General features: G+C 65.3%; 22 protein-coding genes and 2 pseudogenes. 7 read left to right on the top strand and 17 right to left on the bottom strand.

Annotated elements, in window-relative coordinates:
* Window positions 1-34: 34 nt before the first annotated feature.
* The 5 genes from VSR34_RS06705 to VSR34_RS06685 form a co-directional block, all read right to left on the bottom strand.
* Window positions 35-1,303, bottom strand: coding sequence for an FAD/NAD(P)-binding oxidoreductase (locus VSR34_RS06705; RefSeq protein ID WP_342962163.1), 1,269 nt, complete (start codon window positions 1,301-1,303; stop codon window positions 35-37).
* Window positions 1,300-1,575 carry a 2Fe-2S iron-sulfur cluster-binding protein gene (locus tag VSR34_RS06700; protein ID WP_342962162.1) on the bottom strand — a complete coding sequence of 92 codons (276 nt, stop codon included), beginning with the start codon at window positions 1,573-1,575 and terminating at the stop codon, window positions 1,300-1,302. Before VSR34_RS06700 ends, VSR34_RS06705 begins: the two co-directional genes overlap by 4 nt.
* On the bottom strand, window positions 1,568-2,728 hold the full coding sequence (locus VSR34_RS06695) for an FAD-dependent oxidoreductase (RefSeq protein ID WP_342962161.1): 1,161 nt from the start codon (window positions 2,726-2,728) through the stop codon (window positions 1,568-1,570). The genes VSR34_RS06700 and VSR34_RS06695 overlap by 8 nt, the downstream gene beginning before the upstream one ends.
* Window positions 2,725-3,684: a 4-hydroxyproline epimerase gene (locus tag VSR34_RS06690; protein ID WP_342962252.1), complete on the bottom strand. Its 960-nt coding sequence runs from the start codon at window positions 3,682-3,684 to the stop codon at window positions 2,725-2,727. The genes VSR34_RS06695 and VSR34_RS06690 overlap by 4 nt, the downstream gene beginning before the upstream one ends.
* A 118-nt stretch (window positions 3,685-3,802) precedes the next feature.
* Window positions 3,803-4,519, bottom strand: coding sequence for a TetR/AcrR family transcriptional regulator (locus tag VSR34_RS06685; protein ID WP_342962160.1), 717 nt, complete (start codon window positions 4,517-4,519; stop codon window positions 3,803-3,805).
* Window positions 4,520-4,584: 65 nt separating this feature from the next.
* On the opposite strand from VSR34_RS06685, the gene shc reads away from it, so the two are divergent.
* Window positions 4,585-6,621 (top strand): squalene--hopene cyclase, encoded by a 2,037-nt coding sequence (gene shc / locus VSR34_RS06680; RefSeq protein WP_342962159.1) that lies wholly within the window; start codon window positions 4,585-4,587, stop codon window positions 6,619-6,621.
* A 35-nt stretch (window positions 6,622-6,656) separates the two neighbouring features.
* Here the strand turns inward: shc and VSR34_RS06675 are convergent, their stop codons facing one another.
* Window positions 6,657-8,336: a metallophosphoesterase family protein gene (locus tag VSR34_RS06675; RefSeq protein ID WP_342962158.1), complete on the bottom strand. Its 1,680-nt coding sequence runs from the start codon at window positions 8,334-8,336 to the stop codon at window positions 6,657-6,659.
* A 282-nt stretch (window positions 8,337-8,618) separates the two neighbouring features.
* Window positions 8,619-8,834, bottom strand: coding sequence for a TOBE domain-containing protein (locus tag VSR34_RS06670; RefSeq protein WP_028210696.1), 216 nt, complete (start codon window positions 8,832-8,834; stop codon window positions 8,619-8,621).
* 241 nt (window positions 8,835-9,075) lie between these two features.
* Between VSR34_RS06670 and VSR34_RS06665 the strand changes: the two genes are divergently transcribed.
* From VSR34_RS06665 to VSR34_RS06655, 3 genes and pseudogenes are all read left to right on the top strand, one after another.
* Complete coding sequence (locus VSR34_RS06665) at window positions 9,076-11,988, top strand: molybdopterin oxidoreductase family protein (RefSeq protein WP_342962157.1); 2,913 nt, start codon at window positions 9,076-9,078, stop codon at window positions 11,986-11,988.
* Window positions 11,989-12,001: 13 nt separating this feature from the next.
* A pseudogene (locus VSR34_RS06660) lies at window positions 12,002-12,664 on the top strand (4Fe-4S dicluster domain-containing protein); the annotation flags it as partial.
* A 204-nt stretch (window positions 12,665-12,868) separates the two neighbouring features.
* Window positions 12,869-13,828, top strand: a complete 960-nt coding sequence (locus VSR34_RS06655) for a DmsC/YnfH family molybdoenzyme membrane anchor subunit (RefSeq protein WP_342962156.1) — start codon at window positions 12,869-12,871, stop codon at window positions 13,826-13,828.
* A 163-nt stretch (window positions 13,829-13,991) separates the two neighbouring features.
* Here VSR34_RS06655 and VSR34_RS06650 read toward each other — a convergent pair whose 3' ends face one another.
* From VSR34_RS06650 to VSR34_RS06620, 7 genes are all read right to left on the bottom strand, one after another.
* Window positions 13,992-14,288 carry a YciI family protein gene (locus VSR34_RS06650; RefSeq protein ID WP_028210699.1) on the bottom strand — a complete coding sequence of 99 codons (297 nt, stop codon included), beginning with the start codon at window positions 14,286-14,288 and terminating at the stop codon, window positions 13,992-13,994.
* A gap of 12 nt (window positions 14,289-14,300) precedes the next feature.
* Complete coding sequence (gene catC, locus VSR34_RS06645) at window positions 14,301-14,585, bottom strand: muconolactone Delta-isomerase (RefSeq protein ID WP_028210700.1); 285 nt, start codon at window positions 14,583-14,585, stop codon at window positions 14,301-14,303.
* 53 nt (window positions 14,586-14,638) lie between these two features.
* Window positions 14,639-15,970: a TIGR00366 family protein gene (locus VSR34_RS06640; protein ID WP_028210701.1), complete on the bottom strand. Its 1,332-nt coding sequence runs from the start codon at window positions 15,968-15,970 to the stop codon at window positions 14,639-14,641.
* Window positions 15,971-16,052: 82 nt separating this feature from the next.
* Window positions 16,053-17,000, bottom strand: a complete 948-nt coding sequence (locus tag VSR34_RS06635) for a 3-hydroxyacyl-CoA dehydrogenase (RefSeq protein ID WP_342962155.1) — start codon at window positions 16,998-17,000, stop codon at window positions 16,053-16,055.
* A gap of 23 nt (window positions 17,001-17,023) precedes the next feature.
* Window positions 17,024-17,725, bottom strand: coding sequence for an SDR family oxidoreductase (locus tag VSR34_RS06630; protein WP_028210702.1), 702 nt, complete (start codon window positions 17,723-17,725; stop codon window positions 17,024-17,026).
* Window positions 17,726-17,771: 46 nt separating this feature from the next.
* Window positions 17,772-18,824 (bottom strand): cyclase family protein, encoded by a 1,053-nt coding sequence (locus VSR34_RS06625; RefSeq protein ID WP_028210703.1) that lies wholly within the window; start codon window positions 18,822-18,824, stop codon window positions 17,772-17,774.
* Window positions 18,825-18,912: 88 nt separating this feature from the next.
* A complete protein-coding gene (locus VSR34_RS06620; RefSeq protein WP_028210704.1) occupies window positions 18,913-19,656 on the bottom strand; it encodes a helix-turn-helix domain-containing protein in 744 nt (247 codons plus the stop codon).
* A gap of 355 nt (window positions 19,657-20,011) precedes the next feature.
* Here VSR34_RS06620 and VSR34_RS06615 point away from each other — a divergent pair.
* A pseudogene (locus VSR34_RS06615) lies at window positions 20,012-20,371 on the top strand (DinB family protein); the annotation flags it as partial.
* Between the two features lie 12 nt (window positions 20,372-20,383).
* On the opposite strand, the gene VSR34_RS06610 reads toward VSR34_RS06615, so the two are convergent.
* Window positions 20,384-21,349, bottom strand: coding sequence for a LysR family transcriptional regulator (locus VSR34_RS06610; RefSeq protein WP_342962154.1), 966 nt, complete (start codon window positions 21,347-21,349; stop codon window positions 20,384-20,386).
* A 140-nt stretch (window positions 21,350-21,489) separates the two neighbouring features.
* Between VSR34_RS06610 and VSR34_RS06605 the strand changes: the two genes are divergently transcribed.
* Entirely contained in the window at window positions 21,490-23,775 is a 2,286-nt protein-coding gene (locus VSR34_RS06605; protein ID WP_342962153.1) for an NADP-dependent malic enzyme, read from the top strand.
* A gap of 172 nt (window positions 23,776-23,947) precedes the next feature.
* On the opposite strand, the gene VSR34_RS06600 is transcribed toward VSR34_RS06605, so the two are convergent.
* Window positions 23,948-24,982, bottom strand: a complete 1,035-nt coding sequence (locus VSR34_RS06600) for an AraC family transcriptional regulator (RefSeq protein WP_028210707.1) — start codon at window positions 24,980-24,982, stop codon at window positions 23,948-23,950.
* Between the two features lie 305 nt (window positions 24,983-25,287).
* Between VSR34_RS06600 and VSR34_RS06595 the strand changes: the two genes are divergently transcribed.
* Complete coding sequence (locus VSR34_RS06595) at window positions 25,288-26,016, top strand: glutathione S-transferase family protein (RefSeq protein WP_042288055.1); 729 nt, start codon at window positions 25,288-25,290, stop codon at window positions 26,014-26,016.
* A 75-nt stretch (window positions 26,017-26,091) separates the two neighbouring features.
* On the opposite strand, the gene VSR34_RS06590 is transcribed toward VSR34_RS06595, so the two are convergent.
* Entirely contained in the window at window positions 26,092-26,364 is a 273-nt protein-coding gene (locus VSR34_RS06590) for a hypothetical protein (protein WP_028210709.1), read from the bottom strand.
* Between the last annotated feature and the right edge of the window lie 165 nt (window positions 26,365-26,529).

The following is a 26,529-nucleotide window of genomic DNA, read 5'->3' as shown; positions in this document are numbered from 1 at the left end:
TCGCGCATGCAGTAATCAAAAAGCGCGTGCTGCGCTATTCGGCGGATTCCGCCTGCAGCAAGGTGTCGATGCGCGCGGGCGAGAACGGCGGCCGCTGGCCGTTTTGCGGCCAGCCGAAGCAGAACGCCGCAGCCTCGCCGCAGATCTTGCCCTGGCAGGGGCCCATGCCGCAGCGCGTCTGCAGCTTGGCATCGCGCCACGATGCGTGGCCGGCGACATCGCGCCAGGCGACGTCCTCGCAACGGCAGAACACGGTGTCCGGTTGCGAAAGCGTGCGCAGGGCGGGATTGAGGTCGAAGGCTTCGTGGAGGCGTTCGGCGAACCGGCGGTAGCGTTTGCGTTCGGTGAACAGGCGCTGTGCGCCGGCGTTGTCGCCGAGCGCGGCGTGGGCCGCAATGCGCCCTTCCACTGCGGCGAGTTCCATGCCGCCCACGCCCGTGCATTCGCCGGCCGCGTAGATCGATTCAACCGAGGTTTGCTGGAATTCGTTCACGGCGATTGCCGCAGAGCCCGCGCGCGGTTCCAGACCGCAGCCTAGTGCCGCGCCGAGGCCCATATTCGGCACTAGGCCATAGGCACAGGCGAGGCGGTCGCAGTCGACGAGCGTCTCGTCGCTGCCCCGCCGCACGCGCACCTGCGTCACGCGCGATGCGCCGATGGCCTCGGTGACGTACGCATCGCACCAGTAAGGCGTGGCGCGCAGATCGAAGCGCATGCGCAGCGCCTGGGCGAGCTTCGCGGGGGTATGGACGAGGCCCGCAGCGAAGCGACGCACGGCCGGCGGCGGCGCTTGCTCGACGAGCGCGGCGATCGTCGCGCCGTGCTCGCGCGCGGTCGCGGCGGCAGCCCAGAGCAGCGGCCCGCTGCCCGCGACGACGATGCGCTCGCCACGCACGGGCATGCCGCCCTTGATGAGCGCCTGCAAGCCACCCGCGCCCGTGACGCCCGGCAAGGTCCAGCCGGGATAGGGCAGGAAGCGCTCGCGCGCGCCCGAGGCGACGATGAGCTTGCCGTAAGCGAGCATGAGCGCGCCGTCGGCGCCTTCCGCGAGCAGTTGCTGTCCGGGCAGCGCCTGCACGATGCGCTTGCCGCTCAGCAGCGTGACGTTGGCGCGCGCGGCGAGGACATCGAGCAACGCGCGCGCGGGGCCGGTGGCGCGATGTTCGGGGCCCTGACGCCAGATCTGGCCGCCGGGCAGCGCATTGTCATCGACGATGCCTATGCTCGCACCGGCCTGTGCGGCCGTGCGCGCCGCATTCAAACCGGCCGGCCCTGCGCCGATGATCAGGATATCGAACTTCATGACGCCGCGTTCCCGGTGACGACATTCATGCCCGTGACGCAGACGGTCTGGCAAGCGAGCCGGTGCGGCACGCCGTCGATGGTGACCCGGCACTCCTGGCAAATGCCCATGCCGCACAACGGCCCGCGCTGCGCGCCGCTCACTGAACGCCGCGTGACGAGCGCCGCCTGCCCCGCATTCGCCGCGATGGCAATGGCCGCGGCCACCGAACTGCCTGGCGCGACGCCCACGTTGCGCCCATCGACCGTCAAGGTCGTCGTGGCTTCAGACATGCACGGTCCCCTCTACAGCAAAGCGGGCGGGAAGATACGGCGTCGCGTCGATGTCGGCGCCGCGGCCGAGCATTTGCGCCGCGATCAGCTTTGCCGTGCCGAGCGCTGTGGTCACGCCCAGGCCTTCGTGCCCGGTGGCGAGCCAAGTGGACGGATGGCCGTCGTCGGCGGCGAACGGTTCGGCAGGGCCGATCAGTGGCATGCCGTCGCTCGACGCGGGACGAAAGCCCGTCCATGCGCGAATCGCATTGAGCGCCGGCAATTGCGGCAGGTAGTCGGCGGCGCGCCGCAGCATGCGCGCGAGAATCGCGGGCTCGACAGCGGGGTCCGCGCTGTCGAACTGGCGCGACGAGCCGATCAGCAACTGGCCCGTCGGCCGCGGCTGCACGTTGAACGCGACCGAAGTGCCGCACGCGTTGTGCGCGCTCTTGATATAGCCGAGTTCGAGAATCTGATGGCGGATCGTGCCGGGGTAGCGGTCGGTGATGAGCAGATGCCCCTTCTTGGCCCGCAGCGGCAGACGCGGCATCAGGTCGAGCGCCTGCAGGCCGTTGGCGACCAGCACCGCGCCCGCGCCGAGCACTTCGCCGTTGGCGAGATGCACGCCAGCGCGGTCGATGCGTGCGACCTGCGTTTGCGTCCGGCACTTAATGCGGCCGCTAGCCGGTTGTTCGAGCAGCCATGCCGATACGGCGGGCGCATAGACCACGGCGTCGTCGTCGACGATCATGCCGCCCACGAGGCCGTTGCGCAGGCCGGGTTCCGCTTCGCGCAACTGGCGCGCGTCCAGCATGGAGCACGCCACGCCCTGGCGCTGAAGCGCTTGCTGGCGCGTTTGCGCGAGCGCCAGTTCCTCTTCGTCCGCGGCAACCCACAGCGTGCCGCAACGCACGAACGCGTGGCGCGCGTCGAGCCGCGGTGCGAGCGCGTGCCACAGCGCGAGCGACCACGCGCTCAGCGCGAATTCGGCGGGCGTGTCGTCCATGACGACGAGGTGGCCCATGCCGGCAGCCGTCACGCCGCCGCCCACGCCCGCGCGCTCGATGACGAGCACGTTCAGGCCTTGCGCCGCGAGTTCATGCGCGCATGCCGCGCCCACGATGCCCGCGCCGATCACGATCACATCGGGACGAGCGTTCGAACCTTGCGTCACGTGCGAATGCCCCAGGCGAACGGATCGTCGTCGGAGAAAATCAGTTTGGACTCCGCGCTAATATGCGCGCTGCCGCGTATGCTCGGGCGCACGTATCCGGCGGGCAGCTCGGGCGCGGTCTCGTAGCTCGCCTCGAACACGCTGCCGATGATGCTTTCCTGGCGCCACAGCGCGCCCGGTGCGAGCATGCCGTCCGCAGCGAGGCACGCTACCTTCGCGCTCGTGCCGGTGCCGCACGGCGAACGGTCGTAGGCCTTGCCGGGGCACAGCACGAAATTGCGGCTGTCCACGCCCGCTTTGCCGGCATGCGCGAAGAGTTCGATATGGTCGATCAGCGCGCCATCGGCGCCGGTAATGCCGTTCGCCTCGATTGCCTGGCGCATGGCCCAGGTCGCCTCGGTGAGCGCTTCGACGTTGCTCGCCTCGAGCGTCAGGTTGTGATCGGCGACGAGAAAGAACCAGTTGCCGCCCCAGGCGATGTCGCCATGCACGCGGCCGTAGCCGGGCACGTCGAGCGGCACCGCCTGGCGGTAGCGGTATGCGGGGACGTTGCGCACGGTGACCGTGCCGTCGCCGTGCAGCTCGGCTTCGACGTTGCCCACCGGCGTTTCGATGCGATGCACGCCCGGTGCGATGCGCCCCAGATATGCGAGCGAAGCGACGAGACCGATGGTGCCGTGCCCGCACATGCCGAGCAAGCCGACGTTGTTGAAGAAGATCACGCCGGCGGAACAGGACGGATCGTGGGGTTCGCAGAGCAGCGCGCCGACCATGACGTCCGAGCCGCGCGGCTCGTTGACGATGCCCGCGCGCATGTTGTCGAAGTCGCGCCGGAAAACGGCCGCGCGCTGGGCGAGCGGGCCGTGGCCCAGTTCGGGGCCGCCTGCGATCACGAGGCGGGTGGGTTCGCCGCCCGTATGGGAATCGATGACAGTCAGGGTTTTCATGCGGACAATCGTAGGCCGCGCGATTTTGGCCGTCTTGCTCGAACGGCCCGTATGCGGTGACGATTTCTGCATAGTGCGCCGCGCGCGAAGGCGCAGCGGTGAGGGTGGACCCTGGCGCGCTGGGCGTTCAGTTTTCAGCGAGCGCCAATTGCTCCAGTTGACGCACCACTTCGGCGCGCAGTCGCGGCGGCATGTTCTGGTAGCCGAGCAGGTCGGAGATCCACAGGCCGTCTGCGGCGAGACGGCAAATCATCAGGCGTGCCGAGGCTTCTAGCGGCAGGGGGTCGGGGCGCGTCCACTTGCGCATGGGCGTGGCGTAGCGCTCGCGGATCGCTGTGTCGGTCATCATCGCGGCGACCAGCACCCGCAGCACGTTGGTGCTGGCGGCCGGGTTCGCCTCGTCGATGGTCGTGTGCAGGTAGGCGCGCGCGGCGGCGCCATGCTTCGCCATGCCTTGCGCCACGCCTTCTTCGATGCGCGCGTGCATCTGCTGCTCGAAGCGCTCCATCGTCTGCTCGAACAGCGCATCGAGCAGGCCCTGCTTGTTGGCGAAGTGATATTGCAGCGCGCCCTTCGTGACGCCCGCGCGTTCGGCCACGGCGTCCAGCGTCACGGCGGGCACGCCTTGATCGGTCGCGATATCGGAGGCCGCCTGCAGCAACTGCGCACGCACCTGGATTGGGGCTTTCTTGCGGCGCGTTCCGGCGGCGGGTGCGCCGTTATCGCGTGGGGAAGGGGGCCGCGAGGTCGAAGACGCCGAACTGGCAAGCGCGGCCACCGCGTCAGCCGCCTTCGCGCCGCGCCTTGTCGCGCGCGCCGGCGCCTTGACGGAGGAGTCTTTCATGTCGTGAATCATACCATTGCGAGGCTCTGCGGCTAAACATTCCGTACGGATGGTATGATTCGCCGATGAAAAAATTCGCCCCGCCTTTTTCCGCTTCCCCGGCCGCCATGGCGGCGCTCGACGCCTCGATCATCCGCGGCCGCGAAGCGCTCGTCCGGCTCCAGGACGCTGATGGAAGCTGGTGCTTCGAGCTCGAATCGGACGCCACGATCACCGCCGAATATATCCTCATGATGCATTTCATGGGCAAGATCGACACCGTGCGCCAGGAGAAGATGGCGCGCTATCTGCGCGCCATTCAGCGTTTGCAGACGCATGGCGCATGGGATCTCTACGTGGACGGCGCGCCCGATGTCTCGTGCAGCGTGAAGGCCTATTTCGCGCTGAAGGCGGCGGGCGACGCAGCCGACGCGCCGCACATGGTGCGCGCACGCGAGACCATCCTGAAGCTCGGCGGCGCGGCGAAGTCGAACGTGTTCACGCGCATCCTGCTCGCGACCTTCGGCCAGGTGCCGTGGCGCGCCACGCCGTTCATGCCGATTGAATTCGTGCTGTTCCCGAAGTGGGTGCCGATTTCGATGTACAAGGTCGCCTATTGGGCGCGCACGACGATGGTGCCGCTGCTCGCGCTTTGCTCGCTGAAGGCGCGTGCGGCCAACCCGCATGACATATCGATTGCCGAACTGTTCGTCACCCCAGCGGAAGAGGAGCGGGAATACTTCCCGCGCGGCAAGGGCATACGCCGGTTGTTTCTCGCGCTGGACCGCGCGGTGCGCCATATCGAGCCGCTGCTGCCGCGCGCGCTGCGCCAGCGCGCCATGAAGCGCGCGGAAGCCTGGTGTGCGGAGCGCATGAATGGCGAGGACGGCATGGGCGGCATTTTCCCGCCCATCGTCTACAGCTACCAGATGATGCAGGTGCTTGGGTATCCTGAGGATCATCCGCTGCGCCGCGATTGCGAGAATGCGCTGGAGAAGCTGCTCGTCGAACGCGCGGACGGCAGTGTTTACTGCCAGCCCTGTCTCTCCCCGGTGTGGGACACCGCGTGGAGCACCATGGCGCTCGAACAGGCGCGCACGGTCGCGCCCGCCGATCCGGCGGCGGTTGCCTTCAGCGATCACGAACTGCAGCAGCGCATCGCGCGCGCGTACGACTGGCTCGCCGAGCGCCAGGTGGAAGACGTGCGCGGCGACTGGATCGAGAATGCGCAGCCCGACACCCCGGTCGGCGGCTGGGCGTTTCAGTACGAGAACCCCTACTATCCCGACATCGATGACACAGCGGTCGTGGCGGCCATGCTGCATCGGCGCGGGCGTGGACAAGCGCGCAAGACGGGCGTGGATCCGTACGCCGCCCGGGTGGCGCGGGCGCTCGACTGGATGCGCGGCCTGCAATCGCGCAACGGCGGCTTTGCCGCCTTCGATGCCGACTGCGATCGCCTCTATCTGAACGCCATTCCCTTCGCCGATCACGGCGCGCTGCTCGATCCGCCAACCGAGGACGTAACGGGCCGCGTGCTGCTGTGCTTCGGCGTGACGGGCCGCGCCGGGGACAAGGCGGCGCTCGCGCGCGCCATCGAGTACGTGAAGGCGACGCAGCAACCCGACGGCAGCTGGTGGGGCCGCTGGGGCACCAACTACATTTACGGCACGTGGAGCGTATTGGCGGGTCTCGCGCTCGCGGGCGAGGATCCGCGCCAACCGTACATCGCCCGTGCGCTCGCATGGCTGCGCGCCCGCCAGCATGCGGATGGCGGCTGGGGCGAGACCAACGACAGCTACATCGATGAGCGCCTTGCCGGCACCAATGGCGGCGAGAGTGCCTCTAATTTCACCGCGTGGGCGCTGCTCGCGCAGATGGCGTTCGGTGACTGGGAATCCGAATCCGTGCGGCGCGGCGTGGCGTATCTGCTATCCGTGCAGCAGGACGACGGCTTCTGGTGGCATCGCTCGCACAATGCGCCGGGCTTCCCGCGTATCTACTACCTCAAGTATCACGGCTATACGGCGTATTTTCCGCTGTGGGCATTGGCACGCTATCGGCGGCTTGCGTCCGGTGCGGTCGCGGTGCGGGAGCGGCAGGAGGCGGCTCTCGAAGTCTGAACGCGACGCGGGGCGCAAGCGCCCCGCGTTTTTGCTCATCGCGCCTTCGACAGCGTAATCGTTTCGAACAACTCATAATTCCCGGTAGGCGCATGATCGGCGCCGGGTGCGTGATAGTAGTTCAAGGTGATCGTGGTGTTGCCGCCGTGCGTGCCCGGGTCGACGTCGAACACCGCGATGCCATAGCCCGTGCCCGTATCGCGCTGCGCCGACCAGATCGCGTCTTCGCGCGCATCCGCCGTCGGCCGCGCGTACGTGCCCGGGGTCGCGCCCGCCACCGGGTGATTGGGCTTCGTGAACACCTGCGCTTGCGGATTGCCGTTGCCGACATTCACGCCGTAAACGTCGAGCGGTGCGCTCGTGCCGCCGCCGCCGAGGATCAGGTGGATCGTGCCGTGGCTCGTGTCGAACGTGTTGCCCGGACCTTGCGCGTGCGAAACAGGGCGCGGCTGGAGCGTATCCACCATTGCACCGGTCTTCGCGTCGACGCCCGCATGATGATTGCAGCCGCGCACGGGGTAGCTGCGCTCGTAATCGTGATCGTGGCCGCACACCACGAGATCCACGCCGTAACGGTCGAACAGAGGCAGCCATGCCTCGCGTATGCCCTTGTCCGATCCATTGCCCGTCTTCGACGAACTGAGCGCGTCCTGGTGCATCTGCACCACGATCCAGTCGATGTCGTCGTCGTGCCTCGCCCGCTTGAGCGTCGTTTCGAGCCAGCGGGTCTGCTCGCCGTTGCTGTACCCGCGCACGTAGAACGACGTGCCCGGCGGGATCGGCGCATTGCCCGTGCTGGCCGCGGGCGTGAGCGGTTTGGGGCCAGCCACGAAGGCGGCGGCGTCCTGGTAGACCACGTCGTCGGCGTCGAGCGAGACGAACAGCACGTTGCTCACGCGGAAGCTGTACCAGTGCCCTGGAAACGGCGTGCCGTTGTCGGGCAGCGTATAGCGCGTGAGATACGAGTTCAGGCCTTGTGCGCCGTTGTAGAACTCGATCTCGTGATTGCCGGGGCACGGCATCCAGGGACGGTTCGCCGCCGAACTCTGATTGTTGTTGCCGAAGTCGCGCCACACGTCGGTCTGGTGTGCGGGATTCAGGTTCGCGTAGCAGAGGTCGCCATTCAACAGATGAAAGAGCGGCTGGAAGCGCTCGACCGCTTCCACGGCGAAGCGGCTTTGCGGCGACGAAAGCACCCAGCCCGTATTCGGCGTGGCGAGGTCGCCGTAGCTCGTGAAGCGGAACGGCGCGCGAGCGCGCGGCGCCGTGGAGAAACTCGAACTGAAGGGGCTGCCGGCGCGGCTGTCGTTATCGGCGGTGACTTCGTAGCGATAGGTCGTGGCCGGGTCCAGCCCGCGCAGCCGCGCGTGATACGTGAAAACGACGGCGCCCGTGAGCCCGTCCGTATAGGTGCGCTGAACGGCGTGCACGGTCTCGCGCTTGCCGCGATCGGCGCTCCAGGTCACGCGCGGGTTCGTGGAAGACGCGAGCGAGGCCCAGGATACGACGACTTCGCGAGTCGGGTCTTCGCCCCAGGTGAGGTGGATCTGCTCGGGCGTGCCGTCGGGTGCGGCGGCATCGGCCTTCGCGCTGCCCGCGAAGGCGCTGGCCGCGCTCGCGAAGCCCGACGCGCCGGCAAGCTTGAGGAAGCCGCGACGCGAGACGCCGGCGCCGCTTTCGGTGGGTGCATTCTCGGGGATGTCTTTTTGGGTCATGTCGTCTCGCCTCGCGGGCAGAGGGGCGAAGCCAGCGCTCGCGTACTCCATGACTGACGCGCGCGGACGCAGGCATCGCAGGGTGGGTGTAGGCCCAACGATGGCGCGCTCGCATGACCTGAAGATGACATTCCGGCGTTTGCTGTGCAGCGGCGTGTGAAGCATGGGCCTGAAAGGCGCACGGCCCGCATGTCGCATACTCGCTTCCCGCTTCGGCGGTTAACTTGAAAAGTCAACTATATGGGAGCCCCCGGCGCGCAACCCCATGACGTGCGTGGCGCGTCAAGCCGCCGCGAGTTTGACGTCCGATGACTTGACGGTTGCGACGACCGCGGACCCCGCTTTCAAGCCGATCAAGTCCAGTAGCTCCGTTTCGACGACGGACGTGAAGAGGCCTGCCGCAGTGACGACATCGACTTCGGAATGGACCGCGCCTCTGATGATCGAGACGATTCGCCCCTGCAACTGATTGCGAATGCGCGTTGTTCGGATATCCATGCTTTGCAAACGTGTGGGATGGGGAGTTGCAAAGGGCTGGACCATACCGCGCGGGATGGCGTTCGGGGAATCGGGATTTCCCGCAGCAGGGGGGGGCGAAGGAAAACTATCGGAATCCGTGATGGCTGATATCCGGAATGCAAAGTTGATGGGTCAATCATGTGGGAATACCATTTCTGCCGTATGAATGGCGAGCGCCGGCCCTTACCGGGCGCCTGTCGGACGTAATGGAGGCCTGCTCGTGGAACACGGCGCCCGAACACAAGACGAAAAGCTGGAAATCAAGACCACGACCTGCTACATGTGCGCGTGCCGCTGCGGCATTCGCGTCCATCTGCGCGACGGGGAAGTCCGCTATATCGACGGCAACCCGGAACACCCGCTGAACCAGGGGGTGATCTGCGCGAAGGGTTCGTCGGGGATCATGAAGCAGTATTCCCCGGCGCGGCTCACGCAGCCGCTCATGCGCAAGCGGAGTGCGGAACGTGGCGAAGCGCAGTTCGAGCCCGTTTCGTGGGAGGTGGCGCTCGAAACCATCGAAAAGCGCCTCGCGCACCTGCGGGCCACCGATCCAAAAAAATTCGCGCTGTTCACGGGCCGCGACCAGATGCAGGCGTTGACCGGCCTCTTCGCGAGGCAGTTCGGCACACCGAACTACGCGGCACACGGCGGCTTTTGCTCGGCGAACATGGCGGCGGGCATGATCTATACGATGGGCGGCTCGTTCTGGGAGTTCGGCGGCCCGGACCTCGACCGCGCGAAGCTCTTCATCATGATCGGCACGGCGGAGGACCATCACTCCAATCCGCTCAAGATCGCCATTTCGAAGTTCAAGCGCGCGGGCGGACGTTTCATCGCGATCAACCCGATCCGCACCGGCTATGCGGCCATCGCCGACGAATGGGTGCCCATTCGGCCCGGCACGGACGGCGCGCTGTTCATGGCGCTGATCCACGAGCTGATCGAGGCGAACGCGTACGATCACGAGTTCGTCAAGCGCTACACAAACGCGGGCGAACTGCTGGACATGCGAACGGAGAGCGACACGTTCGGCCTCTTCGTGAAGGATCCCGCGCTTGCCGCGGGCAATCCGCTCTTCCCGCAAAACCATCTGTGGTGGGACGAAAAGACCGGCAAGGCGGTGCAGCATCACACGCCCGGCGCCGAGCCCGCGCTCGACGGACGCTATGTGCTTCCCGATGGCACGCCCGTCGCCCCTTCCTTCGCGCTGTTGCGCGAGCGCTTCAAGGAGACGACGCCCGAGTGGGCGCAGGAGATCACCGGGATCACGGCGGATACGATCCGCCGTCTCGCGCGCGAGATGGCGCAGACGGCGCGCGACCACAAGATCACATTGCCGATTGCGTGGACGGACGCGTGGGGCGTAAAGCACGAAAGCGTGACGGGCAACCCAATCGCTTTTCACGCCATGCGGGGACTCGCCGCGCACTCCAACGGCTTTCAGTCGATTCGCGCGCTGGCCGTGCTGATGTCGCTGCTTGGCACGATCGATCGGCCCGGTGGTTTCCGTCACAAGTCGCCGTATCCGCGCGCAGTGCCGCCGTCGGCGAAGCCGCCATCCAGTCCGAACGACGTCAAGCCGAATACGCCGTTGCCGTCGGGGCCGCTCGGCTGGCCAGCGGCGCCCGGCGATCTCTTCATCGACGAAGCGGGCGAGCCCGTGCGAATCGACAAGGCGTTCTCGTGGGAATACCCGCTTGCCGTGCACGGCCTCATGCACAACGTCATCACGAACGCGTGGCGAGGCGACCCGTACCCCATCGACACGCTGCTGATCTTCATGGCGAACATGGCGTGGAACTCGTCGATGAACACGGGCGAGGTCCGCAAGATGCTGACCGACCGCGGGCCGGACGGCGAGTACAAGATCCCGTTCCTCGTGGTGTGCGATGCGTTCCAGTCGGAGATGACGGCATTCGCCGATCTGATCCTCCCCGATACGACCTATCTGGAGCGGCACGACGCGATGTCGATGCTCGACCGCCCGATTTCCGAATTCGACGGACCGGTGGACTCCGTGCGCGTGCCGGTGCTGGAGCGAACCGGCGAGTGCCGTCCTTTCCAGGAAGTGCTCGTCGAACTGGCGAGCCGCCTGAAACTGCCCGCGTTCACGACGGCGGAAGGCAAACGCAAATTCAAGGACTATCCGGACTTCATCGTCAATTTCCAGACCGCGCCGGATTCCGGTGTCGGCTTCCTGATCGGCTGGCGCGGCAAGGACGGCGACAAGGCGCTCGTGGGCGAGCCCAATCCCCGCCAATGGGAGGAGTACGCGAAGAACAACTGCGTGTTCCATTACACGCTGCCGGAGGAAATGCAGTACATGCGCGGCGTGAACGGGCCTTACCTGCAGTTCGCGGTCGAGAAGGGATTCCGGAAATTTGGAGAACCGATTCTTATCCAGCTGTATTCCGATGTGATGCAGAAGTTCCGCCTCGCCGCGCAAGGCAAGACTGACGCGCGCCAGCCGCCAGAGCATTTGCGCGCGCGCGTTGAGCAGTATTTCGATCCGCTGCCGTTCTGGTACGCGCCGCTGGAACTCGCGGCAACCGATCTCGAACGCTTTCCGCTGGCGGCGGTCACGCAGCGCCCCATGGCCATGTATCACTCGTGGGATTCGCAGAATGCGTGGCTGCGGCAAATTCACGGCGAGAACTACCTTTACCTGAATCCGCGCATGGCGAAAGCAAACGGCATCGAGGACGGCGGCTGGATCTATGTCGAGTCGCAGTGGGGCAAGGTGCGCTGCATGGCCCGCTACAGCGAGGCAGTCGAGCCCGGCACCGTATGGACCTGGAACGCGATCGGCAAGGCGGCCGGTGCGTGGAATCTCGGTCCGGACGCCAACGAGTCGCAACGCGGCTTCCTGCTCAACCATCTGATTACCGAAGAACTGCCCTTCGACGAAGGCCGGCGCGTCTCCAACTCGGATCCGGTTACGGGGCAGGCGGCGTGGTACGACGTGCGCGTGCGCGTCTATCCGGCCGAGGCCGATGCCGACCACACGCTGCCCCAGTTCGAGCCGATGCGGCCTTTGCCGGGTTCCACCGGCCCGGTCGGGCGGGTGCAGGCGTATTTCGCGGGCGGCGGCAAGTTCGCTGCGCGCCTGCGCAATGTCGTAACGCGCAAGTAAGGAGGACACCGAAATGACACAAATGGCGTTGGTGATCGACCTGAACGTCTGCGTGGGGTGTCACGCATGCGTGACGAGCTGCAAGGAATGGAATACCTCGGGGCAGGCGGGCAGCCTTTCCGATGTGCGCCCCTACGACGCCGATCCGTCCGGCACCTTCTTCAACCGCGTGCAGACCTATGAGGCGGGCGAGTTTCCGGACTCGGACACCATTCACTTCCCGAAATCGTGCCTGCACTGCGAAGACCCGCCGTGCGTGCCGGTCTGCCCGACCGGCGCGAGCTTCAAGCGCAAGGAAGACGGGCTCGTGCTCGTCGACTACGACAAGTGCATCGGCTGCAAGTATTGCTCGTGGGCCTGCCCTTATGGCGCGCGCGAACTCGATGAAGCGCGCAAGGAAATGACCAAGTGCACGCTGTGCGCGGACCGCATTGATAACGAAGCGCTGCCCGAGCGCGACCGCAAACCGGCTTGCGTGCTCGCGTGCCCCACGTCGGCGCGCATTTTCGGGGACATTCACGACCCCGAGTCGGAGGTGTCGAAGGCGATAGAGGCGCGCGGCGGCTATCAATTGATGCCGGAGTGGGGGACCAGGCCTTCGAATCATTATTTGCCCCGGCAGAAGACAGGCAGCAGTTGCGGCAGCGGTTCGTGCGGCTGTGGCAGCGGCGCGTCGACAGGCGCGCCCATCGACATGCCCGATCTCGGCGAGCCCATCGACCTGGTGAGCCTCGCGATCCGGCGCGGCACGCCTGCGATGCCTGTCGCCGGGCGGCACGATGTGCAACGGGACGCCGGCAAGCTCAATCTGGCCGCGTTTGCTACACGAGTGAAGTCGCTCTTCGCGCGCCCGCGACCGGAAGCGACCACGGAGATTTGAATGAGACCCGCATTTTCCGTCGTTTTCCTGACCACGCTTTGCGGCGCGGGGCAAGGCTTGCTGATTGCGCTGTTCGGCGTCGAGTGGCTCATGCGGCTGCATCCGGAATGGTCGGCATCGCTGCACGTTCCGCAGCCGTTCTATGTGTTCGGGGCCGGGCTCGCGCTGACGCTGGGCGTGCTGGGACTCGTCGCCTCGGTCTTCCATCTCGGGCACCCGGAACGCGCGTGGCGCGCCATCGCCATGTGGCGCACTTCGTGGCTTTCGCGCGAATGTCTGGCGCTTCCCGTGTTTCTCGCTGCGACGTTCCTGTACGGCGTGGCTCACTGGATGAATGCGTCATGGTCGCTCGCCGCCGGTGGGATAGCCGCGCTGGCGAGCATCAGCCTCTTCGTTTGCACGGCAATGATTTATGCCTGCCTGCGCTTCCTTCAGGAATGGGCAACGCCGCTCACGCTCGCGAATTTCGTGCTGCTCGGTTGCGCATCGGGCTTCACGATGGCGACGGCGTGCGCAGCTTGGTTCGCGCCCGTCATCGTGCCTGCGCTGGGACTTGTCGCGAGCTTGCTGACGGTGGCGGGTTGCGTGAGCCGCGTCGCCACGCTCGCTCGCAATGAACGGCTGCACCCGCGCTCGACGCTGCAATCCGCCACCGGTATCCAGGCCAGCAAGGTGAGGCAGATTTCGCGCGGCTTTACGGCAAGCGCCTTCAATTTGCGCGAGTTCTTTCACGGCCAGTCCGATGCGGTGATGCGGCGGGTCAAGTGGGGGTTTATTGCGGGTGTCTTCGTGGTGCCGCTCGCGCTGCTCGTGGTCGTGCTCCAGGGGCTGCAACCGCTGTCCGCGACGCTGCTGATCGCGGCTTGCGTCGTACAGTACGCGGGCCTCGTCGCCGAGCGCTGGTTTTTCTTTGCGCAGGCGCGTCACCCGCAGAACCTGTACTACCAGCGCGCGGCTTGATGCGGCAACGGGCCCACGAGGGCAATCCCGGGAAAGCTGGAAACGAAAAACGGCCCGGCGTGCGGAGGCACACGCCGGGCCAAAGCGGCGCCGTACAGGGGAGCACGGCGCCGTTCGAGTGTCGATAACGAACGGAACGTTCGAAAGGATGCGCGCGTGGCGCCTACAGGTAGCAGGTCCCGTCGACGTAGGCCTTGCGCCAGCGCACGATCTTCACGCTCTCGAACAGCCCGACGAGCGTGAACGGGTCCTGCGCGATGAAGCGCTCAGCTTCCTCACGGGTTTCGACGTCGACGATATAGATGCCGCCGCCTGCGCTGCTGCCGTCGTCGTTGAGCTTCGCGCCGCACGCGAGCAAAAGCGTCTTGTTGCGCGCGAGAAATTCCAGATGTGCGTCGCGCTCGCGTGCTCGCACCTTGGCGTGACCGGGCTTGTCGAATGTTTCGATGAGAAAGGGCATGGCGCGCTCCCGTCAGTTCGGCGCGATGGCCGAAGGATGCTGGGCGAGCGGCGTCACGCTGATCTTCATGAACGGGAAGAGCGGCAGCGCGCAAAGCAGCGTGTGCAACTCATCGTTCGATTCGACGTCGAATACGCTGTAATTCGCGTACTCGCCGGCCACGCGCCACAGGTGGCGCCATTTGCCTTCTCGTTGCAGCTTCTGCGAAAACGCCTTTTCTTCGGCCTTCAGCGCGTCGGCGAAGGCTGCGTCGGTGCCGTGCGGAATTTGCACCTGCATGTGCACGAGATACAGCATGAATGGTCTCCGGTAAGGATGCGGGTTCGGAAAAGCGCGCGTGTGAGATCCAGTCAGCCCCAGGCGAGAATCGCAACCGAATAGACGATGCCGATCCAGAACATCATGATGACCGTGTAGCCCATGATGTCCTTGAGCTTGAGCTTCGAGAGCGCAAGGGCGGGCAGGATCCAGAACGGCTGCACGAGGTCGTTCCAGGCGTTGCCGAGCATCACGGCCGTCGAAGTGTGGCCCACCGAGGCGCCGATCGTCTTCGCCGCCTCGATCATGAACGGGCCTTGAATGACCCAGTGGCCGCCGCCCGAAGGCGCGAAGAAGTTGATGACGAACGAGCTGATCAAGCCCCAGAACGGCAGCGTGCCCGGTGTAGCGACCTTCACGAACGCTTCGGAAAACGTATTGACGAGACCCGAAGACGCCATGATCGCCATGATGCCCGCATAGAACGGGTACTGCAGAATGATGCCGCTGATCGTGCGAATGCCTTCGTTGAGCTTCTCCACATAACGGATCGGCGTGCCGAGCAGCAGAATGCCGAGAAACAGAATGAAGAAGTTGATGAGGTTGAGGTCGATCGAGCCGCCTTGCACGAAGTGCAGCGCGACGTAGCCCATGCCGATCAGGCCGATCAAGTAGCTCAGAAGGCGGCTGTTGTTCAGGCGGTTGGCGAGCGTGTTGCCTTCGTCGAGATCCACGCCGGGCGCAGCGTCCTTCTGCTGCTTTTCTTCGAGGGCGCGGTCGATCTCCTTGATCGGCTGGCCGGCCTTCGGATGCAGCCAGGCATTCAGGAGCGGCAGCGTGATGATGGTCACGAGACTCGTGATGAGCATGGCGGGCGAGAAAATCGTATCGGAGAGCGGAATGACGCCCATCTGCGCCTCGAGCGGATGCCCCTTCGTCGAGATCAGCACGGGAATGCTCGCCGAAAGTCCGAGGCCGTAGAGCGTAAAGCCGCTATAGGCCGATGCGATGATGAGCGGGTAGTGCACGCCTTTCACGCGCAGCGCGAGCTTGCGCGCGACGATGCCGCCCACCACGAGGCCGAAGCCCCAGTTCAGATAGCTGCCGATGCCGCCCACCAGCGTCGCGACGATCACGGCCATGCGCGGATCGTTGACGCGCGCCACCAGGCGGTTGAGGAAGCGGTCGGTGAGCGGTGCCGTCGCGAGCACGTAGCCCATCGCGAGAATCACCGCCATTTGCGTGGTGAATGCGAGCAGCGCCCAGAAGCCCTTGCCCCAGCTCGTGGTGAGGGCCGTGACGGCTTGCCCTTGCACGATCACGGCGAGCGCCATCGTCAGCAGGGTGAGGCCGATCGCGAAGACGAACGGATCGGGCAAATACCGGCGCATCAGCTCGGTAAAGAATGCGGTGACTTTCTGCATGGAAGTTTCTCTATCGGAATCGTAGTCGTTGTAGGGTCTCTTCGGGTCTCGCTGCGCGCGCGTGACGGGCACTGGCGAGCGCTTATGAGTCGTCGTGGCTTTGGGTCTTGCGATGGCGGGCGAGCCGCATGAGCTGGCGGTCGCGCCAGCTCACGCGCGCGTCCCATTGTTCGAGCGGTAGCGCCGCGCGCCTTGCCGCCTCGACGTGCGCGACGAGTTCGGGCGTCCACGGGTCGTGCTGGCCGCGTTCTGCGCCCATGCGCTCGTACGAGGGCCCCATCTTCTGCGCATGCGAGGCGATGCCGCCGCGCGTGTTCAGATCGACGGTCTCGAACGGACCGATCACCGACCAGCGCGGGCCAAGACCGTCGCGCATCACGGTGTCGATGTCTTCCACCGTCGCGACGCCATCGCGCACGAGGCAATACGCCTCGCGCAGCACGGCGCCTTGCAGGCGGTTGAAAATGAAGCCTTCCACTTCGTGCTTCACGCGCACGGGCTTCATGCCCGCTTCGCCGTAAAGCGTGATGGCGCGTGCGGCCGCCGCTTCGGAAGTGAAAGGCGCGGGCACGATCTCGACCACGGGCACGAGGTAGGGCGGGTTGCCGGGATGGGCGACGAGGCAGCGTGCGTGGCCCGTCAGCGCCTCGTCCACGAACTTCGACGCCGCGAGGAACGACGAAGCACTCGCGAGGATCGCTTCGGGCGGCGCGGCGCGGTCGAGCTGCGCGAAGATCTCGCGCTTGAGCCCGGCGCGCTCGGGCGCGCATTCCTGCACCAGATCGGACTGGGCCGCGGCGGCTTCGAGCGTATCGACAATCGAGACGCGCGCGGCGATCTCGCTCGCGCTTTCGTCGAGCAGCGCGTATTGCGTGAGATCGTCGAGGCGCGACGCAATCTCTTCAGGCGCGGCGGCGCGGCGCGCAGCGTCGGGATCGTAGAGACGCACGCGCCAGCCGGCCCGCGCGAAGCAGATGGCGAACGCCACGCCGATGCTGCCCGCACCGACGATGCCGGCACGTCGTCGCACGCGCGGTTCAGGGCTCGCCATCGTCAAACCCCCGCGAAGCCGACGGTCATGCCGCCGCACACATAGAGCACCTGGCCCGTGACGAAGCCGCTGCGCGCGTCGAGCAGATACGACGCCGCGTGCGCGACATCTTCGGGCGTGCCCACGCGCTTCACGGGCACGGCGTTGATGATGGCTTCCGTGCGTGGCGCGCCGGGCGGATTGGCGCGGTCGAAGAGTTCGGTGCGGATCGGGCCGGGGCCAATGGCGTTCGCTGTGACGCCGAACGCGCCGAGTTCGAGCGCCCATACGCGCGTCATGCCGATCAACGCGGCCTTGGTGGCCGAATAGGCCGTGCGCAGCTCCTTGCCGAGCGCGGCGCGCGACGACATGTTGACGATGCGCCCGAAGCCTGCGGCTTTCATGTCGGGCAGGAGCGCCTGCATGCACTGCTGCGCGCAGCGCACGTTGAGCGCCCACGCGCGTTCGAGTTCTTCGAGCGTCTGGTGCCCGGCATCGTTGGGCACGACCACGCCCACGTTGTTGATGAGCCGCGTGATCGGTCCGCCTTCCAGCGCGCGGGCGAGCGCGGCCGCCGTTGCTCGGGTGTCGGAGAGGTCGGCCAGGATGCCGTCGCCCACGCGGTCGATCACGACCGCTTCGTAACCGTCGGCCTCGCAGCGCGCGGCGCACGCGGCGCCGATGCCGGCGGCCCCGCCGGTAATCAGGACTCTTTCTTTCGCCATGTTCTTTCAGGAATGTGGATAAAACAGAGGAATACGAATGAGTCGATCAAACCGTGGCGACCGGCGTGACGGGCGAGCCCATCGCGCCCGGCAGCCGCAGCGGCGGCGCGGTGAGCATGAAGCGCGAGCGCTCGTGTTCGCGCAGCCACAGCGCGAGATCGCGCAGATACCAAAGCTCGCCTAGCGGCAGGCCGAGCTTGAAGAGGCAGTGGTGATGCAGCGGCAAAAGCGGATGATCGCCGGGCGTGTCCGGCGCGCGCGCGGGAAAGCGCTCGACGGCATAGTTGTCGGCGGCGAGCGCGGCGATGCCCGAATCGGTGATCCATTGCAGCAGGCGCTCGTCGCGCCCGTCGAGTGCGCTGCAGTGGCTCGACAAAACGGCTTCATCGGGCTGGCGGTTCATGTCGAGCACCATCTCCGCGAAGCCGGTGCGCAGCACCAGCATGTCGCCGCGCTCGACCTCCACGCCGTCGGCCTCGATCACGCGCATCAGGTCGTCGTAGCCCACGGTGCGCAATTCGCGGCCGAAATGCGCGGTCAAATCGATCAGCACGCCGCGGCCCTGCATGCCCTTCACGGCGAGGTGCTCGATGCCGAGCACGTCCGCATGGCTATGCTCGCCGCCGCACGCGTGAGGTGCGAAATTGTCTTCGGCGCGATATTCCATCGGGCCGATCACGTCCACGTTCGCTCGATAGCCGTTGTAGTAAACGCTCTCGGCCACGCCGTCGCCGTTGGCGTCGAAGCGCGCGCCCACGTGCGCGAGCGAGTCCCACTGCGTGGAATATTGCAGCGAGAGCAACACCTGATCGTCGCTCACCACGTCGGTGGCGCCCGCTTCGTTGCGCGCGAACGGAAAATTCACATAGGGCAGGCCGTCGCGGAAGGTGGGACGCAGCACGGGCGGATGGCGGCGCACGTTCAGCTTGCTCTCGCCCGGAAAGTCGAGCGGCAGCGAAAGCGTGAACGTGAGACCCGCGCGTATCTCCTGCGCGCCCTTGAGCACCTGCTCCGCGCCGATGAGATTGGGGCGGCCCAATTGATCGTCGGGACCGAAGTCGCCCCAGGTCGAGCCTTCCGGCCGGTTCTTCCAACGCATGCTGTCTATCTCCAACTTCGGGAAGCCAAGCGCGCCGGATCAACCGGCCGCGTTCGTGCATCGCTACCTGCAGTGTCCGGGAGGCGCCTCAAGCGGTGAGCAGCGAGGGCGGGATTTGCGCGTACACCTCGAGCAGCGCCTTCACGGCGTTCTGCTCGTTCTTCAGAAGACGCGCCTTGGGCGCGCCGATGACGAGCGCAAACGCTTCGCCATGAATCAGGAAGCCGCGCGCGAGACCGGCCACGTCCTCCACGCTTTCGCCCGTCGAGCGATGCCAGCCGTCGGTCACGCCCTGCTCGACGTCGCGCTCGAACGCGCCGCGCTCGATGACCGCGCCACTGGCCGAGCGCAACGGCGGCTCGCAACTGTCGAGCAGCTTGCGGCGCGCGGCCGGGGGCAGCGCGCCGAGCAGCGCCTTGCCCGCCGCGCTGGCGATGGTCATGAAACCGCCCGGTTCGTCGCTGTAGCGAATCTTCTGGCGCGACTCCATCACGTCGAGATAGACCACGCGGGTGCCCGCGAGCGTGGCGAGCGCGGCCGTCTCGCCGGTGGCGTCGCGCAGCGCGGTGAGCAGCGGCTGGAACATCAGCGTGAGCGGGTCCTCGCTGCAGATGTCGCGCGCGACATGCAGCAGGCGCTGCGTGGGGTAATAGCCGGCCTTGACGCCCGGCGCGTACAGATAGCCTTTGGCCACCATCGTCTGTAGCAGCGCGTGGCAGCTCGACAGCGGGATCCCGGTTCGACGCGCAATCTCGCTGTAGATCATCGGTTGCCGGACTTCGGCAAAGAGGTTGACCACGTCGAAGACGCGCACTGCAGTTTTCACATCCATGAGAGTATTATCGGCATATCGATAACTGGCTGACAATACGATCGCGGGTAAACACCTAAAACGCGGCGATCGTGGCCCGCTCGGGCGCTTTCCCGCGGCAGATCGAATCGCGGACGGCGCGATTGCGCGCCTATGCCATGAGCGTCACGCGCTGGAATTTGCGCGTGGTCCTCGTCGAGGACATCGATCTCTTTCAGGACCTCGCGCGGCAGTTCGTCGACACCCGTCGGTCACGGCGGGGCGAATCATGCGCCAGTGAGCGTGGATGCGTATCTGAAGGACCGCTATGTCGACGGCGCGAACGCGGGCGACACGCATATCGTGCTCCGGCTGGAGGCGGGCGAGGGGTTTGAGAGAGGGCACGGGCTTCTCGTTGCTCGAGTACGCCTGCCATCTGCGCGATCTCGACACGGTTTTTGCGGAGCGTTTCAGCGCCGTGCGCAAGGTCCAACTGCCGGAAATCGCCTCCGTGGACGGCACGGCGCTCGCCGAAGCGCGCGCATACCTGCGCCAGGATCTCGTCACGGCCATGGGCGAATTCAGCGAAGGCCGGCGCCGTCTTTGCGCATCGCTCAAGCGCCTCACGCCCGAGCAGCGGCTACGCTGCGGGCTGCGCGACGGCGTTCGGCGCATGACGCTGGAAGAACTCGTGCGCGAACTGCTCGACCACGACCGCACGCACGGGCTGGAGCTGGAAGAGCAGGAAAGCGAGTTGCAGGAAAAGGCGCTAACCCCGCGCCTTCTCCGCCTCCTGATACAACTCGCGCAGCGACTGCCCAAAGGTCGCATCGACATCGCGCAGCACGCCGGCACGCGTGAACATGGCAACGGGCGGCAGCGTCCAGTCGAGCGTGTACGGCACGATCGCCACGCCCGCGAAGTGCACGAGTTCCTCGGCGATATCGGCGGGCACGATCGACACGGCGTTTTCGTTCGCAACGATCATTTCGCCGATCAGCCGCGACGTGTAGCTTTCCACGATGGGTACGGGCGGCGCCACGCCCGCGTGCAGGAAGAGATCGGAAATCTGCTCGCGCATGGGCGTGTGCGGCGCGCCCAGTATCCAGTCCAGCTCGACGAGCTTTTCCCAGTTGAGCTTGCCGCGCGCGAGACGCGCCGCGAGCCGCCGGCTCGCGATGAGCCGCGGCTTTTGCTGATGCAGCACCTCGAAGCGCAGCTGCGAGACATCGACAGCAGAAGACGCGCGGCCGATCACGATATCGAGGGTGTGGTCGCGCAACTGCGGCAGGAGCGCGTCGCTGGTGCCTTCGTGAATCGTCATGGTGACGCGCTGCGGAAGGCGCGATTGGGTAACGCGGATCGCCGCCGCGAGCGTGCGCCCCGAGATGAACGGAATCACGCCCACGTGCACGCGCGTGGCGTGGCCGGCCACCACGGCTTCGATGTCGCGCGCGAGGTGATCGAGGTCGTGCAGCATGGCCTGGGCACGCGCGAGCACCACGTTGCCGAGCGCCGTGGGCGTCATGCCGCGCGACGAACGTTCGAAAAGGGGCGCGCCGAACATGCTCTCCATTTCGGCCAGCGCGTTGGTGACGGCGGGCTGGCTCGTCGCCATGTGCTCCGCCACGCGCGTGAGCGAGCCGTGCTGGCGAATCTGCAGGAGCAGCACCAGATGGCGCATTTTCAGGCGCGTATTCAACCGCCTCGTCACTTCGTCGATGCTGAAAGACACAATAACCGGGGGCATAACAAAAAAATAATGGCCCCATACTAAATCAAAATGGGCAGGTTATGACGGCTCTCTAGAATCGTCTCATTCGGACACGACCGCCGCGCCTTCCGTGCGTGGGGCACATCATCAGAGTGAGGAACATGAACAAGACCGATCGTCAGGCCGCCCTCGAATATCACCAGTTCCCCACGCCGGGCAAGATCTCGGTGACGGCCAGCAAGCCCCTCGTCACCCAGCGCGATCTCGCGCTTGCCTATACGCCGGGCGTGGCCGTGGCCTGCGAGGAGATCGTCGAAGATCCGCAGAACTCGTTTCGCTACACGAGCCGTGGCAACCTGGTGGGCGTGATCACGAACGGCACGGCCGTGCTGGGCCTCGGCAATATCGGCGCGCTGGCCTCCAAGCCGGTCATGGAAGGCAAGGCGGTGCTCTTCAAGAAGTTCGCCGGCATCGACGTGTTCGACATCGAAATCACCGAAAGCGATCCCGACAAGCTCGTGGACATCATCGCGAGCCTCGAAGCCACGTTCGGCGGGATCAATCTGGAAGACATCAAGGCGCCCGACTGCTTCACGGTCGAGCGCAAGCTGCGCGAGCGCATGAAGATTCCGGTCTTCCACGACGACCAGCACGGCACCGCGATCACCGTTTCGGCCGCGTTCATGAACGGCCTGAAGGTGATCGGCAAGGACATCACGAAGGTCAAGGTCGTGACCTCGGGCGCGGGCGCGGCGGCGCTCGCGTGTCTGGACCTCATGGTGGATCTGGGCCTGCCGCTCAAGAACATCTGGGTGACCGACATCGACGGCGTGGTCTACCAGGGGCGCACGACGCTGATGGACCCGGACAAGGAACGCTTCGCGCAGGACACCTCGGCGCGCTCGCTTTCCGAAGTGATCGAAGGCGCGGACGTGTTCCTCGGCCTTTCGGCGGGCGGCGTGCTCAAGGCCGACATGGTCACGAAGATGGCGGACAAGCCGCTCATTCTGGCGCTCGCGAACCCGACGCCGGAAATTTTCCCCGAGGTCGCGCTCGAAGCGCGCCCGGACGCGGTGATCGCCACGGGCCGTTCGGATTTCCCGAACCAGGTCAATAACGTGCTGTGCTTCCCGTACATCTTCCGCGGCGCACTCGATGTAGGCGCAACGACCATCACGCGCAACATGGAAATCGCGGCCGTGCATGCTATCGCCAAGCTCGCGGAAGAAGAGCTGAACGACTCGGTGGCCGCCGCCTACGGCGCTTACGACCTGCGTTTCGGGCCGAAGTACCTGATCCCGAAGCCGTTCGACTCGCGTTTGATCGTACGAATCGCTCCGGCCGTGGCCAAGGCCGCGATGGAAGACGGCGTGGCCACGCGCCCCATCGACGACTTCGGCGCCTACACGAACGAACTTCAGCAGTTCGTGTATCACTCGGGCGCGTTCATGAAGCCGATCTTCGCGGCCGCGAAGCAGTTCGTGCGTGACGGCGGCAAGTCGCGCATCGTGTTCGCCGAAGGCGAAGAAGAGCGCGTGCTGCGCGCGGTGCAGGTGATCGTGGACGAGAAGCTTGCGCGTCCGATCCTGATCGGCCGCCCCGAGGTGCTGCTCGCCCGCATCGAGAAATTCGGTCTGCGCCTGAAGCTCGGCGAAGACGTGGAAGTCACGAACCCCGAGTACGATGAACGCTTCCACCAGTACTGGACGACCTACTGGGAACTGCGTTGCCGCGATGGCATTTCGAAGGAGATGGCGCGTGTGGAAATGCGCCGCCGCCTCACGCTGATCGGCGCGATGATGGTGCGCCTCGGCGACGCCGACGGCATGGTGTGCGGCACGGTGGGCGCCTATCACGACCACCTGCGCTTCGTCGACGAGGTGATCGGCAAGCAGCGCAACGCGAATACGTACGCGGCGATGAACATCCTGCTGCTCGACAAGCGCACGGTCGCGATCGTCGACACGCACGTGAACGACAACCCCAACGCCGAGCAGATCGCCGAATTCACGCTGGCGGCCGCGCGTCAGATGGAGTGGCTCAATCTCGCACCGAAGGTCGCGCTGCTCTCGCGTTCGAACTTCGGCTCGGGCAGCTCGGCCTCGGGCACCAAGATGCGCGAAGTGCTCAAGCTCGTGACGGAAAAGAATCCCGACCTGGAAATCGATGGGGAAATGCACGGGGACTGCGCACTGGACGAAGCGCTGCGCCTGCGCATCCTGCCGCATTCGAAGCTCAAGGGTGCCGCGAACCTGCTCGTCTGCCCGAACGTGGACTCGGGCAACATCGCCTACAACCTGCTCAAGACGGGTGCGGGCAGCAACGTGGCGGTCGGCCCGTTCCTGCTGGGCGTGAATGCGCCGGTGAACGTGCTGACGTCCAGCTCGACGGTGCGACGCATCATCAACATGGCCGCGTTGACGGTGTTGCAGGCGAACCGCGACTGAGCCCCAAGCGGGGTGCGCTCGTAAGGCGTCCCTGCAAAAGCGCGCGAGGGCTTCGGGCCTTCGCGCTTTTTTTTGCTCTTCGCAGATTTCGGCCGCGGGTTGGCTCACAACTGACACCGGCGACCTCGGGACGGCGCTGGGCATAACCCGGTTGGGCGCCGTTGTGATTTGCTCAACCGGGGTGCTTTCCGCTATTTGCTGATCGTCGTTTCATTTGACGCCATCTCCCTGGCGTCGTGTCCGCCCATTCACGGAAGGCACGATAGAACGAGTTGGTATCCTGGTAACCCAAGAGCCAAGCCACTTCCTGGATCTCTAAAGCGGGGTCCGACAGCAACTGCATGCCAAGCTCCTGACGAGCATCGCCGAGGAGCGCACGGAACGTCGTGCCTTCCGCTGTAATCCGACGCTGCAAAGTGCGTTCGCTCATGCCGAGCTCGCGACCGACACTGGTAATCTCGGGTCGGCCGCTCGGCATAATCCGTTTGAGCACCGTTTTGATTTGCTCGACCAGGGTGCTTTCCGCTTCCAGTTCGCTCATCGCTTGCGCCAGCGCGGGCGCAAGCATATGCAAGAGCTCCGGGTTGTGATTGATAAACGGGCGGTCAAGATCGGCGCAAGCCAGAACTAACCGGTTTTGTGCCGCGCCGAAGCGGATCGGGCAGTTGAAGTAGGCGTCGTGGAAGTCCGTAACGGGGCGGGCCCGTTTGAACTCGATCGCTACCGGGCTTAGATGTTGACCCGTTCCACGCCGTCCCAACTCGATCAGCATTGCAAAGCTGGCATCGACCGAGAGATCAGGCTCCGGCTCAGTGCCGTGCGGCCATTCGATCGTGATCGAGACACGGCCGTTCTTCTCCTCGCAATGGAGCTTATCGGGGCTGCAAAGCCGCTTGAATCGGATAACCCTCGCCAGACCATCACGATAATTTTCGGCATAGGTAGCGGCGAGGAACGCAAGCTTATGCGTTGCGGTGCTGGTGTCTCGGACCATTTTGATGCCGAAGCCTGCATCACCTGACAGTGATTCGATGGCACGCCAGATTGCGAAAAGCTCAGCGGTGCTGATGCTCGCAGCTGCATCGTGACGGAGCATGGCAGGAAGACCGGCCACCCTCAGGACCGCCTCAGAACGCAGTCCCTGTAGCTCAACGGCGCGCCAGAAGGATTCCGGCACTTTGCAGCGGTCCCCACGAACGTCTTTCATTGAGTTTGCCTTCGATGACGCCACGCGCAATTAAGGGCTTCGACTGCCTGGCCCCACACGCGTCGAAGATTCCTGGCGAACGGGAAGGAACCGTTCGCTGCGCCAGTTGCAGGATAGAGGAGGCCGTCCGCTCAGGAAGGATTTGAGAGCAACCTTCGTCTGCAATCGGCGTGGATCGCACTGTATTCGCGATTGGCGTACTCCGCAAGTTATCTGGCGTGTCAAGCTGATGCGACCGTGCGGCCAATGTTTTATCTTTGTCCCGTCATCCACGTAGCGGGCGGAATGTCCAGAGGAGAGTAACGATGCAGGCGAGAGAGCGCAACGAAGCAGAAGATCTGATTCGGGTGAGTGGGACATTGCCACTGACGTTTTATACCAACCCCAACTCCCGCGGCCGCATCGTGCACTGGATGCTCGAAGAGGCAGGGTGCGAGTACGAAACGGTTGTGCTCGATTACGAACGCTCCAGCGAGGCGGATCGATGGGGCGGCGCAGCGCTCGCGCGCTCATATGGCATTCTCGACGAGCGTAGTCGCTTTTTCACGGAGGTGAACCCGATGGGCAAGGTGCCGGCAATTGTGCATGACGGCCGGGTGATATCGGAGAGTGCGGCAATCTGCGCGTACCTCGCCGAAACCTTCCCGGACGCTGGCCTGGCGCCCACTGCGCAAGAGCGGGCCAACTACTACCGGTGGATGTTTTTCGCGGCGGGACCGGTCGAGCAGGCTGTCACCAACCATCGAGCCGGGTTCGTGCCGGCTGCGGAGCAGGAGTTCTTCTTCGGCCACGGCAGCTATGAGCGCACGGTGGACCAACTCGAACGCGCAGTGCGTTCAAGTACTTTCATTGCCGGAGAGCGATTCACTGCGGCCGACGTCTACGTCGGATCGCATATTGGCTGGGGTCTGGGGCTCGAGACCCTGCCCAGGCGTGACGCCTTCCTGGAGTATGTCGGCAGGGTTACACAGCGAGACGCCTTTCAACGGGCTGCCGCCAAGGGTGAAGCGCTGTTGGCTCTTGCAGATAGCTGATCCGTCTAGCCCGTATGCGCTGGGCCATACTCAGAGTGCGCAAATCCGCGAAGAACCTTTTTTTGGCTTTGGGGGTCAGCCTTGCGTATCGGCGAGCTGTTCGTCGATCAGGCGGCGGGCCGCGCTGTAGCCGCCCATCAAGGCGTCGATATCGGAGCTGAAGGGGAGCCCGGCAGCGTCGTCGATTTTCAGGGCGGACGAGGGCGCGGCGGGATTGTCGCTTGAGGCGATGCTTACCACGGCCGCGTAACGAGGGCGTTTGATTTCCGAGCGCTCGAGCGGGACCGGGCCATTCGCTTCGACGCCAACGCGGATTGCGTAGCCGCGATATTCGTAGGTGCGATTCATGACTGCATTGGCCATACGGGTTGCAGCGTTCCAGCGTACCCTGCGCCAACTTAAGCCAACCTTATGTAAGCGCTGAATGGACCAAAAAAGGAAATTTCGTCAGACGAAAAAACGTCATCGCACGCAGCTTCTCTTAAGGTTCTCTTCAGGTAACAGCGGTCACGA

The sequence above is a fragment of the Paraburkholderia sp. JHI2823 genome, assembly GCF_038900695.1.
Classification (GTDB): Bacteria; Pseudomonadota; Gammaproteobacteria; order Burkholderiales; family Burkholderiaceae; genus Paraburkholderia; species Paraburkholderia mimosarum.
Note: the sequence above shows the minus strand (reverse complement) of the source record. Positions and strands in the feature narration are given on the sequence as shown.

What these genes read in the sequence shown, in the direction of transcription:
- VSR34_RS06650 (WP_028210699.1), bottom strand. Translation starts at nt 14,288, where the DNA reads ATGCCCTTTCTCATCGAAACATTCGACAAGCCCGGTCACGCCAAGGTG.
- catC (WP_028210700.1), bottom strand. Translation starts at nt 14,585, where the DNA reads ATGCTGTATCTCGTGCACATGCAGGTGCAAATTCCGCACGGCACCGAC.
- VSR34_RS06705 (WP_342962163.1), bottom strand. Translation starts at nt 1,303, where the DNA reads ATGAAGTTCGATATCCTGATCATCGGCGCAGGGCCGGCCGGTTTGAAT.
- VSR34_RS06605 (WP_342962153.1), top strand. Translation starts at nt 21,490, where the DNA reads ATGAACAAGACCGATCGTCAGGCCGCCCTCGAATATCACCAGTTCCCC.
- VSR34_RS06675 (WP_342962158.1), bottom strand. Translation starts at nt 8,336, where the DNA reads ATGACCCAAAAAGACATCCCCGAGAATGCACCCACCGAAAGCGGCGCC.
- VSR34_RS06590 (WP_028210709.1), bottom strand. Translation starts at nt 26,364, where the DNA reads ATGAATCGCACCTACGAATATCGCGGCTACGCAATCCGCGTTGGCGTC.
- VSR34_RS06625 (WP_028210703.1), bottom strand. Translation starts at nt 18,824, where the DNA reads ATGCGTTGGAAGAACCGGCCGGAAGGCTCGACCTGGGGCGACTTCGGT.
- VSR34_RS06670 (WP_028210696.1), bottom strand. Translation starts at nt 8,834, where the DNA reads ATGGATATCCGAACAACGCGCATTCGCAATCAGTTGCAGGGGCGAATC.
- shc (WP_342962159.1), top strand. Translation starts at nt 4,585, where the DNA reads ATGAAAAAATTCGCCCCGCCTTTTTCCGCTTCCCCGGCCGCCATGGCG.
- VSR34_RS06630 (WP_028210702.1), bottom strand. Translation starts at nt 17,725, where the DNA reads ATGGCGAAAGAAAGAGTCCTGATTACCGGCGGGGCCGCCGGCATCGGC.
- VSR34_RS06700 (WP_342962162.1), bottom strand. Translation starts at nt 1,575, where the DNA reads ATGTCTGAAGCCACGACGACCTTGACGGTCGATGGGCGCAACGTGGGC.
- VSR34_RS06655 (WP_342962156.1), top strand. Translation starts at nt 12,869, where the DNA reads ATGAGACCCGCATTTTCCGTCGTTTTCCTGACCACGCTTTGCGGCGCG.
- VSR34_RS06640 (WP_028210701.1), bottom strand. Translation starts at nt 15,970, where the DNA reads ATGCAGAAAGTCACCGCATTCTTTACCGAGCTGATGCGCCGGTATTTG.
- VSR34_RS06595 (WP_042288055.1), top strand. Translation starts at nt 25,288, where the DNA reads ATGCAGGCGAGAGAGCGCAACGAAGCAGAAGATCTGATTCGGGTGAGT.
- VSR34_RS06685 (WP_342962160.1), bottom strand. Translation starts at nt 4,519, where the DNA reads ATGAAAGACTCCTCCGTCAAGGCGCCGGCGCGCGCGACAAGGCGCGGC.
- VSR34_RS06600 (WP_028210707.1), bottom strand. Translation starts at nt 24,982, where the DNA reads ATGAAAGACGTTCGTGGGGACCGCTGCAAAGTGCCGGAATCCTTCTGG.
- VSR34_RS06620 (WP_028210704.1), bottom strand. Translation starts at nt 19,656, where the DNA reads ATGGATGTGAAAACTGCAGTGCGCGTCTTCGACGTGGTCAACCTCTTT.